Here is an 18,951-nt window from a genome sequence, read left to right on the forward strand (position 1 = left end):
CACCCTGAGTGTCGAGGCTTACTCATCGAAGTCGTAGGTCATAATGACTTTGATAGCGCTTTTATCGGCCATGGCGTCAAAACCTTCCCGCCACTGCGACAAGCCAATACGGTGGGTAATCATCGGCTTTACGGTAATCGCACCGCTAGCGAGCAGGCGAATCGCATTGCGCCATGAGGTTGCGTCGTAGGCCATATGACCAATAATGCTTTTGTTCCATGCGGTAATATCATTGATTGAGAAATCAAGTGGTTTGAAGCCCATCCCCACTCGCACCACTTCACCGTTCGGGCGCAACATCTCGATAGACTGTTTGAGCGCAATGTTGGCTCCAGAGCATTCGATAACCAGACCCAGATTGTCTTTGCCGCAGATCTCCTGGCAGCGCGCGACGACATCCTCGGTGGATCCGTTGATAACCGCGGTTGCACCCAGCGCTTTGGCTATCGGGAAACGCACCCGAACATCTTCCTCCAGGCCAACCATCACAATATTCACAGCGCCCATGATGCGGGCCATCTGGACACTAAACAGTCCCAACGGTCCTGTACCAATCACAACCACATCCTGACCTGGTAAAAATTTGGATTGCTGCGCGATAGATTTGTAGGCGTTACAGATAGGATCCAGAACGGCGGCCTCTTCATAGTCGATACCTTCCGGGATCTCCCATAGCGCATGGCGATGAATATTAAGGATTTCGCCAGGAACCAGACAATACTTCGAGAACCCACCGCCCCAGGTGTTATTATCCAACCCCAGATTCACTTTTTCTGTACAACACAGAAAATCGCCCTGCTCACAAGCGGGACAAACGCCACAAACATGCCCCGTGTTATCGGACACCACTCGTTGACCAACGGACCAGTGTTTGACCTTTTCCCCGACCTGGACGATACGCCCGGCAAACTCATGACCACGAATTGAGTTAAACTGGTCGGAACCGTTATCTACCTCGTAGTGCTTCATGTCCGCACCGCAGATAGCTGCGGCTTTCACTTCAATCACTACATCCTCCGGGCCACAAACCGGTACCGGAACGTCAATCAGTTTGTAGCCACCAAAGGCCTTACCAAATCTCGCCAGTGCTTTCATTACGACTTCCTGTGTGTAGTTTTGCATCAATGGCCCTCATCATTATCCATACTATTTTTGAGGTCAACACAAAATCTTTAAAACACAGATTTTAGATCTTCTTTTCACAACACAGATCACAATTAGCGTGTTTTGGCTGGATCCGATGTTGTTGGCTTTAACGAAGACGCCGTGAACACCTTCGCAGTTTTCCTCTGCTGAAGGTGCTAGCTTCATCTGGTTGTTATTTCGCCACGTTATAACCGTGGCCTGTTTTTATTCATGTCAAAGAGGAAAAAGAATGAAACTATTGCCAGTTGTGGCAGCTTTACCCCTGCTCTGCGCTTCCGGCGCGTTCGCAACATCTCTTATGTCAGTCGGTTATTTCAACGGTGGTGGCGACGTCACGGCCGGGCCGGGTGGCGATATCAATAAGCTCGACGTTCGTCAGATAACCCATCTCAACTACTCTTTTGGCCTTATCTACAACGACGAAGCCGGGGAGACGAACTCCGCGCTTAAAGATCCGGCAAAACGGCATCAGATCTGGCTGTCGCCGAAGGTGATGGACGATCTGCAAAAGATCCCGGCACTGCGTAAGCAAAACCCGAATCTGAAAGTGCTGCTATCGGTGGGGGGCTGGGGCGCTCGCGGCTTCTCCGGTGCGGCGGATAACAAAGAGAGCCGCGCGGTCTTTATCCGCTCGGTGCAGGAAATCATCAATCGTTACGGTCTGGACGGTATCGATCTCGACTGGGAGTATCCGGTAAACGGCGCCTGGGGTCTGGTGGATAAACAACCGGCAGACCGCGATAACTTTACCGCGCTGCTGAAAGAGCTGCGCCAGGCGCTGGGAGCGAAAAAACTGGTGACCATCGCCGTGGGGGCAAATGCGGAAAGTCCGAAAAGCTGGGTGGATGTGAAAGCGATCGCCCCGCTGCTGAACTATATCAACCTGATGACCTACGACATGGCCTACGGGACGCAGTACTTCAACTCCAACCTGTATGACTCCACCCACTGGCCGACGGTAGCGCCAGCGGATAAGTACAGCACCGACTTCGTGGTGAATAACTACCTCGCCGCCGGGCTTAAGCCTTCGCAGATGAACCTGGGTATCGGTTTTTATGGCCGGGTTCCGAAACGCGCCGTGGAACCGGGCATTGACTGGAGCAAATCGGATGCGCAAAACAACCCGGCGACGAAGCCCTACTTTGGCCCGGCTGAAAAAGCGCTGTTCACTTCCCTTGGCTACGACCTCGATAAAGATACCTACGTGAAGTACAACGATATCGTCAGCAAATTGCTGAACGATCCGCACAAACGCTTTACCGAGCACTGGGACGACCAGGCGAAGGTGCCGTGGCTGTCGGTGAAATCAGCCAGCGGCGAGCCGCTGTTTGCCCTCTCATACGAAAACCCGCGCTCGGTGGATCTCAAAGCACAGTACATCAAGGAGAAGGGATTAGCCGGGGCGATGTTCTGGGAATATGGTGCCGACGATCATAACCAGCTGGCAAAGCAGCTCGCGACGTCGCTTGGGATTAAACACTAACGACGAGTATCAGCCCCTCTCCCACAGGAGAGGGGTATACGTCACTGCATTTTAAGCGTTGCGATAGGCTTCGGCACGATGCCGAAATCCTCTTTCAGCTGTTGCTTACTCTTCATCACCATCTGACCCTGAGTGTCGATAGTCATGTGCTGTGCGTCGCTGTTGTTGCGCGCCTGCCACAGCATCACCAGCTGTAAACTGTTCTCTTTCTGGGCGGGCGTCAGCGCCACGCCGTCCGGCCATTTACCCAGTTCAACCGCTGTCACCAGCCGCTGATACACTTCCGGCGTCATGCCATTTATCATTTCATCAACATTCATCACAGCCCACTCCAGTGGAATAATTTGCTGAATCGTTTTTTCAACCTTTGGTTTGCTCACCGTTCTGGTCGTCGGTGAAGCTCATTGAGGCAGAGTTAACGCAGTAACGCTCGCCGGTAGGCTGCGGACCATCGGGGAATACATGCCCCAGATGCGCATCACAATTGCCGCAGCGAATTTCTGTGCGCTGCATCCCGTGTGAGTAGTCATTGAGATAGCGGATAGCCTCTTCGCTCACCGGCTCGTAGAAGCTGGGCCAGCCGCAGCCTGAGTCGTACTTGCTCTGCGCGTTGAACAGCGGCGCATCGCACACCAGACAGTGGTATACCCCGTCGCGTTTGTTGTGCAGCAGACGGCCGGTAAACGGCGGTTCAGTCCCGTGCTTTTGCGTCACGTAGAACTGCATTTCGGTGAGATTTTTTTTGCAGTTCTTCAGGGTTATTTTGCTTTGTCATGCCTTCGCATCTCGCTGTAAAAAACCGACATTCTCTGCGGTCGATTCTAACAAATAATTAACACCGGGGCGTAGACTTTTGTTCTAAACTTACTCGTTGCGAATACGCAGTCGGTCATTTGTGATTTAACTCACGTTTTTATCCAAATTGCTCTTTAAAATTCCGTGCGCAGCCCCCATATGCTTGCAAGCCCATAGGAAGAGTGAGGCGAGTCAGTCGGACAAAGGTTGTCCATTAGGATTGATTTGTCGCAATGATTGACACGATTCCGCTTGACGCTGCGTAAGGTTTTTGTAATTTTACAGGCAACCTTTTATTCACTAACAAATAGCTGGTGGAATATATGACTATCAAAGTAGGTATCAACGGTTTTGGCCGTATCGGTCGCATTGTTTTCCGTGCTGCTCAGGAACGTTCTGACATCGAGATCGTTGCAATCAACGACCTGTTAGACGCTGACTACATGGCATACATGCTGAAATATGACTCCACTCACGGCCGTTTCAACGGTACCGTTGAAGTGAAAGACGGTCATCTGATCGTAAACGGTAAAAAAATCCGTGTTACCGCTGAGCGCGATCCGGCTAACCTGAAGTGGAACGAAGCGGGCGTTGACATCGTTGCTGAAGCAACTGGTCTGTTCCTGACTGACGAAACCGCTCGTAAGCACATCACTGCTGGCGCGAAAAAAGTCGTTCTGACTGGCCCGTCCAAAGACGACACCCCGATGTTCGTTAAAGGTGCCAACTTTGAGAAATACGCTGGCCAGGACATCGTTTCCAACGCATCCTGCACCACCAACTGCCTGGCTCCGCTGGCTAAAGTTATCAACGACAACTTCGGCATCATCGAAGGTCTGATGACCACCGTTCACGCAACCACCGCAACTCAGAAAACCGTTGATGGCCCGTCTCACAAAGACTGGCGCGGCGGCCGCGGCGCAGCTCAGAACATCATCCCGTCCTCTACCGGTGCTGCTAAAGCAGTAGGTAAAGTACTGCCAGAACTGAACGGCAAACTGACCGGTATGGCGTTCCGCGTTCCGACTCCGAACGTATCCGTTGTTGACCTGACCGTTCGTCTGGAAAAAGCAGCGTCTTACGAAGAAATCAAGAAAGCAATCAAAGCCGCTTCTGAAGGCGCAATGAAAGGCGTTCTGGGTTACACCGAAGACGACGTTGTATCTACCGATTTCAACGGCGAAGTTTGCACTTCCGTGTTCGATGCTAAAGCAGGTATCGCACTGAACGACAACTTCGTGAAACTGGTTTCCTGGTACGACAACGAAACTGGCTACTCCAACAAAGTTCTGGACCTGATCGCTCACATCTCCAAATAAGTTGAGATGAACGATTAAGACAAAAAGGCGACCTCGGTCGCCTTTTTTTATACCTGACGAAGGATTGCACCATGATTAACAAAATTTTTGCTCTCCCGGTTGTTGAACAGCTTACCCCTGTACTTTCCCGCCGCCAGCTCGACGAGCTGGAGCTGATTGTGGTTGATCATCCGCAGGTGAAAGCCTCGCTTGCCCTGCAGGGTGCTCACCTGCTCTCCTGGAAACCAGCCGGTGAAGAAGAAGTGCTGTGGCTTAGCAACAACACCGCGTTCAAAGATGGTGTGGCGATTCGCGGCGGTGTGCCTGTCTGCTGGCCATGGTTTGGTCCGGCGGCGCAACAGGGTCTGCCAGCGCACGGCTTTGCCCGCAACCTGCCATGGGTACTGAAAGCCCACAATGAAGACGAGAATGGCGTAGCGCTGACTTTTGAGCTGCAGACCACCGAGGCAAGCCGCAAACTGTGGCCACACGATTTCACCCTCTACGCCCGCTTCAAGCTGGGTAAAACGTGTGAAATTGAGCTCGAAGCGCACGGCGAGTTCGAAACCACCTCGGCCCTGCACACCTATTTCAACGTTGGCGACATTGCGTCCGTGAAAGTGAGCGGCCTGGGCTCCCGCTATATTGATAAAGTGAATAATGCCGAAGAAGGCAAACTGGCTGACGGCGTACAGACCTTCCCGGATCGTACCGACCGCGTATACCTTGATGCAGAAGGGTGCAGCGTGATCCACGATGGGGCACTAAAACGGGGCATCGAAGTCACCCATCACCATAACAGCGATGTGGTAGGCTGGAACCCGGGCCCGGCGCTGTCGGTGAGCATGGGCGATATGCCGGATGATGGTTATAAAACCTTCGTGTGCGTTGAGACGGCCTGCGTCAGCGTACCGCAGAAAGCCAGAGAAGAGAAAGCCTCACGCCTGGGTCAAACCATTCGCGTGAATAAATAACCGTAAACAGAAGCGACCAGCCGGAGTGCCCGGCTGGTATAGAACCATCAGAAGGTGTAGGTGATCCCGGTAGAAACCAGGCCACTCCACGAAGTGGATACCATTGGGCTGTCGGTTACTTCACTGGTCAGACGGGTATAGCGCGCTGCGCCATAGATGCTCCAGTCACCCGCAAAGCGGTAGTTCGCAGACAGTTCCAGGTACGGCGACCAGCTGCTGTTCGGGTCATAGCGATCAAGGCCACTGCGGCGCGATTCGTCGCCAGAAATCCCGTAGTAGTAGTCATTCTGGTTTTCACTGCTCCACTCGATACCAATACCCGGCGTCAGGGTGAATGCGCCGTTGGTGTAGCGATAAAGCCACGCGGTATCCCAGGTGATGCCGTTGCTGTTGCCGAGTGTGTCACCGGCAAGCGTGGTACGCAGGAAGCCATATGGCGTGTTGTGGACGTAAGAGAGCCCCGCCATCATGGTGGATTTACGGCGATCGAGCTGGCGCAGCTGATTGTTATCGCTGTCACCCGGCTTAAAGTACATGGGTGACCAGTAAGCGGTAATCGACAGCTTGTCAGACTGGTCGTTCCACAGATAGTAACCACCGCCAAAACCACGGAACCAGAAATCATCGCTTTCGTAGCTGATGACCGGAACCGGATAAACATCGGCACTGTACTGCTTATAAGGACTTTCGAAAACCGCTACCCCGGCACCCAGGGTAAATTTCCCCTCTGCATGCGCTGCGGTGGCTGACGTCGCGATGAGCACACCCAGTGCTAATAACTTAAATTTATTCACAATCCATTATCCCGTTATCTGTTACAAGCGGCAGAAGTGTAACGCCCTGACACTCGTACCTCAAATTCTTTACCCGTCATTACATTATTTAACTTCTTAAAATCTCAGTTTCAAATGACATCCTGCTGACAGTTCAATGACTGCTGGATGAATGCAGGTGCTATCGCACAAATTGTCATGAACTATTTTTGGATGAGTTATTGATATGTCATTGAAATTAGTTTTTTGCAGCATGCAAGTTTCGCAATTGCCATCTACGCTTAAATTCAGAAGGTGTAATCGCCGGGCACGTTATCTCTGGTTTGAGCACAACCTGGCACATGGGTTGCTGGTTGTGACCAGGGCGAACGACAGCACAGCGCCGTGTACCCCTTCCGGGAGCCTACATTATTCATAGAACGGCTCTTAACATGTGCTAAAAAAACGAAAGGACGGCATGCCATGAATATATTCGATCACTATCGCCAGCGTTATGAAGCTGCCAAGGACGAAGAGTTCACACTGCAGGAGTTTCTTACCATTTGTCGGCAAGATCGCAGTGCCTATGCCAACGCGGCAGAGCGTCTATTGACCGCAATTGGTGATCCAGTGATGGTCGATACCGCCACCGAGCCACGGCTGTCCCGTCTCTTTTCGAACCGGGTGGTCGCACGCTACCCGGCGTTTGAAGAATTCTATGGCATGGAAGATGCCATCGAACAGATTGTTTCTTACCTCAAGCATGCTGCACAGGGTCTTGAAGAGAAGAAACAGATCCTTTATCTGCTGGGTCCGGTAGGTGGCGGTAAGTCATCGCTGGCTGAACGCCTGAAATCGCTGATGCAGCTCGTGCCGATTTATGTGCTGAGCGCCAACGGCGAGCGCAGCCCGGTGAATGACCACCCGCTGTGCCTGTTTAACCCGCAGGAAGATGCGCAGATCCTCGATAAGGAATTTGGCATCCCCCACCGCTACCTCGGCACCATTATGTCTCCGTGGGCGGCGAAGCGCCTGCATGATTTTGGCGGCGACATTACCAAATTCCGCGTCGTGAAGGTGTGGCCATCGATTCTTGAGCAGATTGCCATCGCCAAAACCGAGCCCGGTGATGAGAACAACCAGGATATCTCTGCGCTGGTCGGTAAGGTTGATATCCGTAAACTGGAGCACTATGCGCAGAACGACCCGGATGCCTACGGCTATTCCGGCGCCCTGTGCCGCTCTAACCAGGGGATCATGGAGTTCGTCGAGATGTTTAAAGCACCAATTAAGGTGCTGCATCCGCTGCTGACCGCAACCCAGGAAGGCAACTACAACGGGACCGAGGGGATCTCTGCCCTGCCGTTCAATGGGATCATTCTTGCTCACTCGAACGAATCTGAGTGGGTCACCTTCCGTAACAACAAAAACAACGAGGCCTTCCTCGACCGTGTTTATATCGTCAAGGTGCCGTACTGCCTGCGTATCTCGGAAGAGATCAAAATCTACGAGAAACTGCTTAACCACAGTGAGCTGACCCATGCTCCGTGCGCCCCGGGGACGCTGGAAACGCTGTCGCGTTTCTCCATCCTCTCGCGCCTGAAAGAGCCGGAAAACTCGAGCATCTACTCGAAAATGCGCGTCTATGACGGTGAGAGCCTGAAAGATACCGACCCGAAAGCCAAATCGTACCAAGAGTACCGTGATTATGCGGGCGTCGATGAGGGCATGAACGGTCTGTCCACGCGTTTCGCCTTTAAAATCCTCTCCCGCGTGTTCAACTTTGACCACGCCGAAGTGGCGGCAAACCCGGTGCACCTGTTCTACGTGCTGGAGCAGCAAATCGAGCGTGAGCAGTTCCCGCAGGAGCAGGCGGAACGTTATCTTGAGTTCCTGAAAGGCTATCTGATCCCGAAATACGCCGAGTTCATCGGCAAAGAGATCCAGACCGCTTACCTGGAATCCTACTCCGAGTACGGGCAGAACATTTTCGATCGTTATGTCACCTACGCGGATTTCTGGATCCAGGATCAGGAGTATCGCGATCCGGATACCGGACAACTGTTCGATCGCGAATCGTTGAATGCTGAACTGGAGAAAATTGAGAAGCCGGCCGGGATCAGTAACCCGAAAGACTTCCGTAACGAAATCGTCAACTTCGTGCTGCGCGCCAGAGCGCATAACAGCGGCCGTAACCCGAACTGGACCAGCTACGAAAAACTGCGCACGGTCATTGAGAAGAAAATGTTCTCCAATACCGAAGAGCTGTTGCCGGTGATTTCGTTTAATGCCAAAACCTCGACCGATGAGCAGAAAAAGCACGACGACTTTGTCGACAGGATGATGGAGAAAGGTTACACCCGCAAACAGGTGCGCCTGCTGTGCGAATGGTATCTCCGCGTGCGTAAATCATCATAACCGTAGCGCCCGGCGGCATAACACCGCCGGGCCTACAGCAGCAACGAGCCTGTAGGCCGGATTCGCTGAGCGCCATCCGGCATAACTGTGCAGCGTAAGGTTGGCAAATGCAGTACGGGAGGGGCATATGACCTGGTTCATAGACCGGCGCCTGAACGGTAAAAATAAAAGCGCGGTAAACCGCCAGCGCTTTCTGCGTCGCTATAAAGCGCAGATAAAACAGTCGATCTCTGAGGCCATTAACAAGCGCTCGGTGACCGACATCGACAGCGGCGAGTCCGTTTCTATTCCAACGGACGACATCAGCGAACCGATGTTTCATCAGGGTCGTGGCGGGCTGCGCCATCGCGTTCATCCCGGCAACGACCATTTTGTACAAAACGACCGTATCGAACGCCCTCAGGGAGGCGGCGGTGGCGGCGGGAGTGGACAAGGCCAGGCCAGCGCCGATGGCGAAGGTCAGGATGAGTTCGTCTTTCAGATATCCAAAGACGAGTATCTGGATCTGCTGTTTGAGGATCTGGCGTTGCCTAATCTTCGCAAGAACCAGCACCGTCAGCTCAACGAGTTTAAAACTCACCGTGCGGGATTCACCGCCAACGGTGTTCCGGCCAACATCAGCGTGGTACGTTCGCTGCAGAATTCGCTCGCCCGCCGTACCGCGATGACTGCCGGTAAACGCCGTGCACTGCATGAGCTGGAAGCCAGTCTTGAGATCGTCAGTCAAAGTGAACCGGCGCAACTGCTGGAAGAGGAGCGTCTGCGTAAAGAGATTGCTGAGCTGCGTGCCAAAATCGAGCGGGTGCCGTTTATTGACACCTTCGATCTGCGTTACAAGAACTACGAAAAACGGCCAGAGCCCTCCAGCCAGGCGGTGATGTTCTGCCTGATGGACGTCTCCGGCTCAATGGATCAGGCCACCAAAGACATGGCGAAACGCTTTTATATCCTGCTGTATCTCTTCCTCAGCAGAACCTATAAGAACGTAGAAGTGGTCTATATCCGCCACCACACTCAGGCGAAAGAAGTCGATGAACATGAGTTCTTCTATTCGCAGGAAACCGGTGGGACCATCGTCTCCAGCGCCCTGAAGCTGATGGACGAGGTAGTGAAAGAACGCTACGACCCGGCGCAGTGGAATATCTACGCCGCCCAGGCGTCTGATGGTGACAACTGGGCCGATGATTCACCGCTGTGTCATGAAATTCTGGCGAAGAAACTGCTGCCGGTTGTGCGGTACTACAGCTATATCGAAATCACCCGCCGGGCGCACCAGACCCTGTGGCGGGAGTATGAACACCTGCAGGCAACGTTTGACAACTTCGCCATGCAGCATATCCGCGATCAGGACGATATCTACCCGGTATTCCGCGAGCTGTTCCACAAGCAGGGTGCAGAAAAATAACACCTTCATCGCTGCCTTTCCCCAGGGCAGCGATGTTGTTCCCACCGCTTTCCTGCAGTAGAGTAACGGCGACTATCTTCCCACCGTCATTCAATGACCGTTCGTTATCCCTACGAGGAGGAACACGTGTCCGAAATTACAGACCGCAATATTCATGAGCAACTCGTCGCCCTACTGGAACAGGAAGGCGCACGCTTTCGCGTGGTTGAACATGAAGCGGTAGGAAAATGTGAAGCCGTTTCTGAAATTCGCGGTACCGCACTGGGTCAGGGCGCGAAAGCACTGGTCTGCAAAGTGAAGGGAAACGGTGTGAGCCAGCATGTGCTGGCCATTCTGGCAGGAGATTTACAGGCAGATCTGGGCAAGCTCGCGAAACAGGAAGGCGGATTACGCGCGTCGCTGGCAAGCCCGGTAGAAGTGGATACCCTCACCGCCTGCGTGTTTGGCGCCATCCCCCCGTTCAGCTTTCACCCACAGCTGAAGCTGGTTGCCGATCCCCTGCTCTTCAGCCGCTTTGATGAAATAGCTTTCAACGCCGGGCTGCTGGAGAAATCGGTTATCATGAACACCGCCGACTACCTGCGTATCGCAAAGCCGGAACTGGTCGAGTTTCACCGCGTGGACAGCTAACCGTCCATTCTCTCCAGAACAAGAACCGACATGACGAGGATCATCACAATGCCCAGAAACACGGCCGTGATGGTCACCGTTTCTACCCACATTGTATCGTTCATGCCACACGCTCCGCACCTGATGCCGTCACGGTTAATTTTCATACAATAAAATGACAACATCATGACAGCATAGTGTTTTTTTACTGCAGCGAGTTCATTTTTCCGGCAAAGTAAGCAGGCTTACTATTTTGCAAGGAAATTCAGAATGTTCGACACCACGTTACTCATTCTTCTGGGACTTGCCGCGCTGGGATTTATTAGCCACAACACCACCGTGGCGGTATCTATCCTGGTGCTGATTATTATCCGCGTCACTCCGCTGAACACGTTCTTTCCGTGGGTGGAAAAGCAGGGATTATCAATAGGGATAATCATCCTGACTATCGGCGTGATGGCCCCCATTGCCAGCGGTACGCTTCCCCCCTCCACGTTGCTGCACTCTTTCGCTAACTGGAAGTCACTGGTGGCTATCGCCATTGGCGTGTTCGTCTCGTGGCTTGGCGGCCGCGGCGTCACGCTGATGAGCTCTCAGCCGCATCTGGTGGCGGGGTTGCTGGTAGGAACCGTGCTGGGCGTGGCGCTGTTTCGCGGCGTTCCGGTGGGGCCGTTAATTGCCGCGGGACTGGTCTCCCTGGTGGTCGGCAAAACCTGACTGTTGGTTGAGCTCACTAATCCAGGCTTTTGGCGTCTGCCCGACGGCTTTCCTGAACATGGTAATAAATGCCGTGGTCGAGTCGTAGCCCAGGGCATGCGCCGCCTGCTGCACCGTCTGCCCGCGAATAAGCAACTGCATCGCAAGGATCACCTGTAGCTGGTGCCGCCAGCGGCGAAAGCTCATCCCGGTCTCTTTCACCACCAGACGGGCCAGATTACGTTCGCTCATGGCAAACCGGTCTGCCCACTGCGTCAGCGTTTGTCCGTTGCCCGGCTCGCTGGCCATGGTATCGACCATCTGGCGAATTTTTGGGTGCGTGGAGACCGGTAGCTGCAGGTGCTCCTGCGGCTGTCGGGGCAGCTCGTCGAACAGCACGCTGATAAGCCGCCCCGTTTCGGGACTATGCAGCGCCTTACCGCGGCGCTCTGCAAGCGTCAGGATAAGCTCCCGCACCAGCGGCTGGATTTTGAGCGTACAGCAGTGCGCAGGCATCTGTGCCGCATGCGGCTCGATAAACAAAAAACAGACGCGTCCGCCCGGTGTCGCCCGGTTGCTGTGGGGCATTAGCCCCGGCACCCATAGGGCAAAATGCGGAGGTACCACCCACATCGCGTTTTCCACTTCGCAGGTCAGTGCGCCGTGCAGCACCAGAATCAGCTGCCCCTTGCGGTGCTGATGCACCGGGATCACCTGCTCATCTGCCTGCACCTGAATATGAAACGCCACGGCCGCATCATGCTGGCTATCAGCATCGTAACCATCGAGCCCGAGTCCGTGCATCATCTTGTCCGAATTTAGCGATTATTTGTCATTTTAGCTTGATTTAAACAGAGGTGAAAACCGCTATTGTGTCGCCACTGTTATGGAGAAGAAAAATGCGTACTGTCGTTTCTACATCAGGTCGCCAGAACCTGATGCTTATTATTGGCATTCTGGCTATCGCTGCCACCCTGCGGGTGGCGTTCACCGGCGCGGCTCCCCTGCTGGACAGCATTCGTGCCGATTATGGTTTAACCACCGCACAGACGGGATTACTGACCACTCTGCCACTGCTGGCATTTGCGTTGGTGTCGCCGCTTGCAGCGGGCGTTGCCCGCCGCTTCGGCATAGAACGCTGCCTGCTGGCGGCTATGCTGCTGATATGCGCCGGTATCGCTCTGCGCTCGCTGCCATCGCCGGTTTGGCTGTATAGCGGTACGGCAGTAATTGGCTGCGGTATCGCCATCGGTAACGTCCTGCTGCCGGGTTTAATCAAGCGCAACTATGCGCACAGCGTGGCGAAGATGACCGGCGCCTACTCGGTGACCATGGGCGGTGCGGCGGCGCTTGGCTCAGCGCTGATGGTGCCCCTGGCGCTAAACGGCTTCGGCTGGCGCGGTGCTTTGCTGATGCTGATTGTCTTCCCGCTGCTGGCGTTTGTGCTGTGGCTGCCGCAGTGGCGGCAACATGCCGCCGCGCCGCTCACCAACTCGGGGGCGCTGCACAGCAAAGGCATCTGGCGCTCGGCGCTCGCCTGGCAGGTTACGCTGTTTCTCGGCATCAACTCGCTGGTTTACTACGTGATTGTTGGCTGGTTGCCAGCAATCCTGATAAGCCAGGGTTACAGCGAGGCGCAGGCAGGTTCTCTGCATGGTCTGCTGCAGCTGGCCACCGCGGCGCCAGGTATTGCGATTCCGCTGGTGCTGCATAAGCTTCGCGATCAGCGCGGGATAGCCATTCTGGTGTCGCTGATGTGCGTCCTGAGCGCCTTCGGATTCTGGCTGGTGCCTTCACAGGCTCTGCTATGGACGCTTATCTACGGCTTTGGCTCGGGCGCGACAATTATTCTCGGGCTGACGTTTATTAGCCTGCGCACCCATTCCGCCCATCAGGCAGCCGCGCTTTCGGGAATGGCGCAGTCGGTGGGGTATCTGCTGGCCGCCGGTGGGCCGCCGTTAATGGGGAAAATTCACGATCTGACCGGTGACTGGCACATACCGCTGATGATTATCGCCGTCATTGCCCTGCTGATGGCGGTCTTCGGCGCCCTCGCCGGGCGTGACCGGGCCATTCACCCCCGTTAATCCCTTCTGCCCGCCGCGAGCTTTCCCGGCGGGCATTCACGGTTACTGGCGGGCGGCGTGTAAAAACGCCTGGACCAGCGGTGCCGGACGCCCTGCCAGCGCGTTGCGCTCGTGCTGGAACAGCGTGGCAACAAAGAACGGATGCGTCATCAGCTCAACGGCGCGGATCTCCCCCTCTTCATCCCAGCCGGTCACCCGCAGCGGCTGATTATCGAGCTCGGCGGCAAACAGCGGCGAAATACCGTAGTTGCAGTGGTACCCCTCCTGAATGCTGTCACGGCCATAGCTGCGATGAATCAGCGTGTTGGCGCGCAGCTCGATGGTGTCTGATGTCTCCACCAGCGAACAGGTCAGCGGTGCAATCACCATCCGCCCTTCGTGGTCGGTTTCCGCATGGGCCGCATCCTCCCAGCCCATCACATTACGGGCATATTCAATAATCGCGTGCTGAAAACCGCCGCAGGTGCCCAGAAACGGGATGGCGTTCTCACGCGCATAGCGAATTGCCGTCAACGCCCCTTCCACACTCTGATATGGGCTTGCCGGTACCAGCCAGATAGCGTCGTAACCGACCAGGTTATCTTCACTCTGAATTTCCTGCGTCATCAGCCAGTCGTAATCGGCGTCAAACCCCAGCACGGCAGCGGCATCATCGATAGCAAGCGGGATCGCCTGATGGGCGAGAACTTCAGCGTTGTAGTCGCCAACGAGGGCGATGCGAAGAGCGGATTTGGGTGTCACATTTTCCATGAGGGGATCCTTATGCCTGACAATTTTTTCGGACAACATAAGGAACCTCAGACTAGCGGTCTTTGCGCAGAATAACAATACCTGGTAAACAGGGGGTATTCGGCTGTTAACTCTTTGACCATTGGCCTATGCTGGAGGCTGGAATGAGGAAAAAGGGAGACACCATGATCCAGTGTAAACGCGTGTATGACGACGCCTGCGAAGCCGATGGCTATCGGGTGCTGGTTGACAGGCTCTGGCCGCGTGGCGTGAAGAAAGAGGCGTTGCAGTACGATGAGTGGTGCAAAGACCTGACCCCGTCGGCGGAGTTGCGTAAAGCGTTTCACGGTGAAGTTATCGATTTTGCCAGCTTCTGCCAGCACTACCGGGAGGAGCTTAATCAGCAGCGCGGCGAGGGTCTTCGCTTAGCGACGGTTGCCCGGGAAAAGGGCCTGACCCTGCTGTATGCCGCTAAAAACACTCAGCAAAACCACGCGCTGGTGCTGGCAGACTGGTTAGCACACCTCGAGTGATCGCATCGCTTCAGGCTGCGCGTCCGGCATCAGCGGCATCAGATACTCCGGACGCACAAAAGCAAAACCGTGCTGGCCGTCAGTTGCGCGAACGTTTCCCGTTACCAGCCATAGGGCACGCGGCGCCTGCGCCGGTAATTCCGTCATGACGCCGTTAACCGGGTTCAGCACCCTTTCGCCCGGCTGGCACAGCGCAAACAGCTCAACCGATTTGCCAATATTTGCGCGTCCGGAAACGGTACGCGCACCAATTATCATCGCCGTGGCTCCCGGCTTTAGCTGGAACATACTTCTCCCGAACGCGCCTCTGAATCTAAGAAAATTCTGAACGAGAAGTGTATCGCAGGAGCTGATGGAAGTCACTTAGGTTGCGGGTGATCGCGACGCCACAGCGCCCATTCATCGAGGGTTTCACCGCCCGGCAGTTTACAGTCGCTGCGCACCCCTTGCGGCGTCTGTACCGGTACCAGCGTACCGCCCTTCTGTTGGCAGTAAACCGATGCCGGGTTCGCCATACCGATATTCGGCGGCGGCGGTGCATCCTGCATTACCGGCTTCGGTGAAGACGGCGCGCAGCCTGCCAGTATCAGCGGCAGTAAAAGGTAGATATATTTCATTGCAACTCCTGTGTCATTATTCGGTACCTGCATAATCAGATAACCAGGGTTCTGTCGACCGTTCGCAGCGTCGTTTCTCTGTGGGCGATAATCACCCGGGTAATGTTCAGGCGTTTTATCGCGCCGTTCACATACCGTTCGCTGTCGGTATCCAGGGAACTGGTGGCTTCGTCCATAAACAAAATGCCAGGCTTGCGGTACAGTGCGCGAGCAATAAAAATACGCTGCTTTTGTCCACCGGACAGCCCTTCCCCCAGTTCGCCAATCAGGGTTTCATACCCCATTGGCATATTCATGATAACATCATGAATATAACTGGCTTTAGCGCACTCTATCATCCAGTCTTCATCAACATCCTCGGTGAAGCTACAAATATTCTCCCTGATTGAACCTGAAAATAATCGGTCGTCCTGCATCACGCAGGCAATCATTTTGTGATAGTTATTGATGCCCAGTTGACGAATGTCGGTACCATCCACCAGCACTTTACCGCAGTCCGGTTCAAACAAACCGCAGAGAACTTTGAGTAAGGTCGTTTTCCCGGCTCCCGATGCACCGCTGATGGCAACGCTTTCCCCTCGGGCGATAGACATCGTTAACCCACTGAACACAGGTGCTGACTGACTGTCGTAGCGGAAGCTCAGATCGGAAATATCCAGTGATACTGGCTGCATGGTTGCGGCTATCATAAGGTCTGGTTTGTTCGTCTCTTTCTCGTGAAGGGCAATATCCGCAATACGTTCGTTATGCAGGCTCATCATCCGTAACTGCAAAAGAAAGTTGGTCAGAGAGGTTACCCTGTCGGAGAACTGGCTTCGAAAAGCGGCAAATGCGACAAACATACCGATGGTCATTTGATTGTCGATAACCAGACTGGTACCGAGCCATAGAATAGCCACCTGATCGCAGGCGATGACAAAAGTATTAATTCCGCCAAACAGCAAATCCATTTTTGTTAGCTTAATGGCCGAGTTGATAGTATCAATCTTCAGGTTAAGCCAGTGACATCCGCGCCGCTCAGCCATTCCCTGCATCTTTATCGTCGCAATTCCGTACAATGTCTCCATAAAATAAGAGCTGGCTCGCGCACCGCGGACCAATGTTTCTTCTGATAACTGCCGGTAATATCCATAAGTCACCAGACGCAACAGCACATATATTGCGGTAAACCCCAGTACCACCCAGGAAAGGTATCCGCCATAAAGCACCATCATGATTAGCACACCAGGCACCATAATGCTGTCCATGATGGCGCCTGGCACGCTCGTGGTAAAAGTTGTGCGCAATGTGTCGAGTGAACCAAAGCGTGACTGGATATCGCCAAGTTTGCGCCGTTCGAAATAGCTGAGGGGAAGTCTCAACAGATGGTTAAATAAGCCGGATTGCCATTGCACATCAATCAATGTTCCCATCACTAACGATGACCAGGCCCGGAGCACACCGGTAGCTGCACGAAGCAGAATAAAAAACATCAGCCCGGCACAGATGAGCGACAGCAGTCCTCGATCCCCTGCGGGAATGGCGTGGTCCATGACCAGCTGCGTTCCAACTGGCATCACCAGATTGATAGTTTCAATCACCACTGACAGACAGAAGATTTTCGCCAACGTACTTTTAATGCCATAAATACTGTTGAAGAGCGTACGCAGGCTAAGGCGGTTATTCACCTTTTCGGCGGTAAACTCACTGCCTGGCCATACTTCAAGCGCCACACCGGTAAAATAGCGCCCCATCTCTTGCTGGCACACCTGTCGCCGGCCACGGGCCGGATCGTGCAGGATAAAGTGATTTCTTTTTATCCCCACCAGCACCACAAAATGATTAAAGTCCCAGTGAAGAATACACGGCGTTTTTAGCGCGCTAAGTTCGTGCAATTCGAGTGACAGCGCCCGGGTTGCCATACCAAGCTCCTCGGCAATCCCCTTCATGCCTGCAAGATTAGCGCCACGTGCCGAGAGATTGAACTGCCGCCGCAGCGAGATTAAATCAATATTCTTGCCATAGTGCCCACACACCATCGCCAGGCAGGCAAGACCGCATTCTGCCGCCTCGGTCTGGTGAATCACCGGCATCCGCGGTCGCCAGTGCATATCCAGCTGGCTTACCATGTTTCTGAATCTTCCGTTAATCATTGAGCGGACCTGTGGCGCTGTGTTTCATGTCGTAGAAGGGAGAAAGCATCCACTGGTATATTTTCCGTTTCTCGAGAAAGAGTGTGCTTTTAGCCTTCATACCATTTTCCAGTGGTAGCGATTTTCCAGCGTATACAATGGATTGCTGCTCCGGCTTTACAATGACTTTGTACCAGGGGACCGAGGCATCGAGCGTATTTTTTGGGGCCCCGTGATAGGTGAGCATTTCCTGTGTGGAAGCCGGCGTTCGGGTCACGGTGGTCACTGTTGCCTGGAATTGACCGAATTTCTCCGCCGGGAACGCTTCGTAGCGGAGATTAACGCGGTCACCCGACTTCAGGTATGGCACCACATCATTTGGCACCCAGAGGATCAGATAGTAATTCTCGATATTCTTCGGGATTACCTGCAAAAGGCTGTCACCGGGATTTACCATCTGCCCGATGGTCACGCTCATGGAATCGATTCTCCCATCCGACAATGCGCGAACCACAATTTCACCGCCAACGTCGGTTTCCACCAGCTCTTTTTGTAATTCGTAGCGCTGGAGCTCCATCTGATAAATCCGGTTATCAAAATCCGCCGCCTGGGTCTGGATCTGGCTTTCCAGGCTGGTTAACTGCAGAGCGTTTTGTTCATTTTGCCCGCTTAACCCGAGCAGGTTATTCTGCTGCTGGTAATACAAGGCAACCTGATTCGTTAGCTGATCTTTGTTGATAAGCCCCCGCGCCTGGTAATGCCGGTAATTTTCCATATTGCTTTGCATAATGTTGATGCCTTCCTGTGCCCGGCGAATAATATCCGAGGAGCGCTGGAAGGCTTCACTGTATTGCAAACGTTGCTTTTCCAGAGAGTCGAGGGTTATTTTTTTGCTTTCTTCCAGCCGCTGGATGATGTTATCAACGCGAACCAGTTGGCTCTCAATATCTCTGCGCTGATTTTCGCTCACTACGCCGCTACGCGTACTTTTACTGACATCAATCTGATAGACAGGCTCTCCTTTACGGATCATCTGCCCTTCGTGAACGAACTGATTCACTACAAAGCCCTGAACTCCTGAGTAAATATTCACCGCCCGCGGCCAGGTCGTAACCTCACCCACCACATTCACCCGGCGGGTATAAGTTCCTTCGATGATAAACAGCAGGAACGCAGCGATAAAAAGCAGGCTACCGGTAGCGACCGTCCAAAATGGAATACCCGGCAGCAATATTGCTCGCCCTCGCCATTTCATTTTCCTGTTGGCAATAGCATCCTTACGAAACAAAATAGAGTCC

Annotated in this window: 19 protein-coding genes and 1 pseudogene; 9 read left to right on the forward strand and 11 right to left on the reverse strand. The window is 53.8% G+C overall.

Annotation, left to right across the window (positions count from 1 at the left end):
- Positions 1 to 18: 18 nt before the first annotated feature.
- Positions 19 to 1,095 carry a zinc-binding dehydrogenase gene (locus GYRE_RS20860; RefSeq protein ID WP_038258059.1) on the reverse strand — a complete coding sequence of 359 codons (1,077 nt, stop codon included), beginning with the start codon at positions 1,093 to 1,095 and terminating at the stop codon, positions 19 to 21.
- A 280-nt stretch (positions 1,096 to 1,375) separates the two neighbouring features.
- Between GYRE_RS20860 and chiD the strand changes: the two genes are divergently transcribed.
- Positions 1,376 to 2,629 carry a chitinase ChiD gene (chiD, locus tag GYRE_RS20865; protein WP_038258062.1) on the forward strand — a complete coding sequence of 418 codons (1,254 nt, stop codon included), beginning with the start codon at positions 1,376 to 1,378 and terminating at the stop codon, positions 2,627 to 2,629.
- Between the two features lie 41 nt (positions 2,630 to 2,670).
- Here chiD and GYRE_RS20870 read toward each other — a convergent pair whose 3' ends face one another.
- Both GYRE_RS20870 and msrB read right to left on the reverse strand, forming a co-directional pair.
- Complete coding sequence (locus tag GYRE_RS20870; RefSeq protein WP_006819575.1) at positions 2,671 to 2,949, reverse strand: YeaC family protein; 279 nt, start codon at positions 2,947 to 2,949, stop codon at positions 2,671 to 2,673.
- Between the two features lie 40 nt (positions 2,950 to 2,989).
- A pseudogene (msrB, locus tag GYRE_RS20875) lies at positions 2,990 to 3,404 on the reverse strand (peptide-methionine (R)-S-oxide reductase MsrB).
- Positions 3,405 to 3,747: 343 nt separating this feature from the next.
- Here msrB and gapA point away from each other — a divergent pair.
- Positions 3,748 to 4,743 (forward strand): glyceraldehyde-3-phosphate dehydrogenase, encoded by a 996-nt coding sequence (gene gapA / locus GYRE_RS20880; RefSeq protein ID WP_006819573.1) that lies wholly within the window; start codon positions 3,748 to 3,750, stop codon positions 4,741 to 4,743.
- Positions 4,744 to 4,814: 71 nt separating this feature from the next.
- Positions 4,815 to 5,696 carry a D-hexose-6-phosphate mutarotase gene (locus tag GYRE_RS20885; protein WP_006819572.1) on the forward strand — a complete coding sequence of 294 codons (882 nt, stop codon included), beginning with the start codon at positions 4,815 to 4,817 and terminating at the stop codon, positions 5,694 to 5,696.
- A 47-nt stretch (positions 5,697 to 5,743) separates the two neighbouring features.
- On the opposite strand, the gene GYRE_RS20890 is transcribed toward GYRE_RS20885, so the two are convergent.
- A complete protein-coding gene (locus tag GYRE_RS20890) occupies positions 5,744 to 6,490 on the reverse strand; it encodes a MipA/OmpV family protein (protein ID WP_006819571.1) in 747 nt (248 codons plus the stop codon).
- Between the two features lie 441 nt (positions 6,491 to 6,931).
- On the opposite strand from GYRE_RS20890, the gene yeaG reads away from it, so the two are divergent.
- From yeaG to GYRE_RS20905, 3 genes are all read left to right on the forward strand, one after another.
- Positions 6,932 to 8,866 carry a protein kinase YeaG gene (yeaG, locus tag GYRE_RS20895; protein WP_006819569.1) on the forward strand — a complete coding sequence of 645 codons (1,935 nt, stop codon included), beginning with the start codon at positions 6,932 to 6,934 and terminating at the stop codon, positions 8,864 to 8,866.
- A gap of 127 nt (positions 8,867 to 8,993) precedes the next feature.
- Positions 8,994 to 10,271: a YeaH/YhbH family protein gene (locus GYRE_RS20900; RefSeq protein WP_006819568.1), complete on the forward strand. Its 1,278-nt coding sequence runs from the start codon at positions 8,994 to 8,996 to the stop codon at positions 10,269 to 10,271.
- Between the two features lie 93 nt (positions 10,272 to 10,364).
- A complete protein-coding gene (locus tag GYRE_RS20905; RefSeq protein WP_112471415.1) occupies positions 10,365 to 10,901 on the forward strand; it encodes a YbaK/prolyl-tRNA synthetase associated domain-containing protein in 537 nt (178 codons plus the stop codon).
- On the opposite strand, the gene yoaI is transcribed toward GYRE_RS20905, so the two are convergent.
- Positions 10,898 to 11,005: a small membrane protein YoaI gene (gene yoaI, locus GYRE_RS25145; protein ID WP_272953340.1), complete on the reverse strand. Its 108-nt coding sequence runs from the start codon at positions 11,003 to 11,005 to the stop codon at positions 10,898 to 10,900. The genes GYRE_RS20905 and yoaI overlap by 4 nt on opposite strands.
- 145 nt (positions 11,006 to 11,150) lie before the next feature.
- Between yoaI and GYRE_RS20910 the strand changes: the two genes are divergently transcribed.
- Positions 11,151 to 11,597 carry a DUF441 domain-containing protein gene (locus tag GYRE_RS20910; RefSeq protein ID WP_038258070.1) on the forward strand — a complete coding sequence of 149 codons (447 nt, stop codon included), beginning with the start codon at positions 11,151 to 11,153 and terminating at the stop codon, positions 11,595 to 11,597.
- Here the strand turns inward: GYRE_RS20910 and GYRE_RS20915 are convergent.
- Complete coding sequence (locus GYRE_RS20915) at positions 11,553 to 12,383, reverse strand: AraC family transcriptional regulator (RefSeq protein WP_167829706.1); 831 nt, start codon at positions 12,381 to 12,383, stop codon at positions 11,553 to 11,555. The two genes, GYRE_RS20910 and GYRE_RS20915, sit on opposite strands and share 45 nt — an antisense overlap.
- Positions 12,384 to 12,514: 131 nt before the next feature.
- Between GYRE_RS20915 and GYRE_RS20920 the strand changes: the two genes are divergently transcribed.
- Positions 12,515 to 13,663, forward strand: a complete 1,149-nt coding sequence (locus tag GYRE_RS20920; RefSeq protein WP_373896515.1) for a CynX/NimT family MFS transporter — start codon at positions 12,515 to 12,517, stop codon at positions 13,661 to 13,663.
- 42 nt (positions 13,664 to 13,705) lie between these two features.
- On the opposite strand, the gene GYRE_RS20925 is transcribed toward GYRE_RS20920, so the two are convergent.
- Positions 13,706 to 14,413 carry a CTP synthase C-terminal region-related (seleno)protein gene (locus GYRE_RS20925; protein WP_038258075.1) on the reverse strand — a complete coding sequence of 236 codons (708 nt, stop codon included), beginning with the start codon at positions 14,411 to 14,413 and terminating at the stop codon, positions 13,706 to 13,708.
- Positions 14,414 to 14,577: 164 nt separating this feature from the next.
- Here GYRE_RS20925 and GYRE_RS20930 point away from each other — a divergent pair, with 164 nt between their 5' ends.
- A complete protein-coding gene (locus GYRE_RS20930) occupies positions 14,578 to 14,925 on the forward strand; it encodes a DUF488 domain-containing protein (RefSeq protein WP_038258078.1) in 348 nt (115 codons plus the stop codon).
- On the opposite strand, the gene GYRE_RS20935 is transcribed toward GYRE_RS20930, so the two are convergent.
- From GYRE_RS20935 to GYRE_RS20950, 4 genes are all read right to left on the reverse strand, one after another.
- Entirely contained in the window at positions 14,908 to 15,213 is a 306-nt protein-coding gene (locus GYRE_RS20935; protein ID WP_038258081.1) for a hypothetical protein, read from the reverse strand. The two genes, GYRE_RS20930 and GYRE_RS20935, sit on opposite strands and share 18 nt — an antisense overlap.
- 71 nt (positions 15,214 to 15,284) lie before the next feature.
- The gene (locus GYRE_RS20940; protein WP_038258084.1) at positions 15,285 to 15,542 is read right to left on the reverse strand and encodes a putative hemolysin; all 258 of its coding nucleotides are present in this window, start codon (positions 15,540 to 15,542) and stop codon (positions 15,285 to 15,287) included.
- Between the two features lie 35 nt (positions 15,543 to 15,577).
- Positions 15,578 to 17,674, reverse strand: coding sequence for a peptidase domain-containing ABC transporter (locus tag GYRE_RS20945; protein ID WP_038258087.1), 2,097 nt, complete (start codon positions 17,672 to 17,674; stop codon positions 15,578 to 15,580).
- Positions 17,667 to 18,941: an HlyD family secretion protein gene (locus GYRE_RS20950; RefSeq protein ID WP_167829707.1), complete on the reverse strand. Its 1,275-nt coding sequence runs from the start codon at positions 18,939 to 18,941 to the stop codon at positions 17,667 to 17,669. Before GYRE_RS20950 ends, GYRE_RS20945 begins: the two co-directional genes overlap by 8 nt.
- Positions 18,942 to 18,951: the final 10 nt, after the last annotated feature.

This window comes from Yokenella regensburgei ATCC 49455 (assembly GCF_000735455.1).
Classification (GTDB): Bacteria; Pseudomonadota; Gammaproteobacteria; order Enterobacterales; family Enterobacteriaceae; genus Yokenella; species Yokenella regensburgei.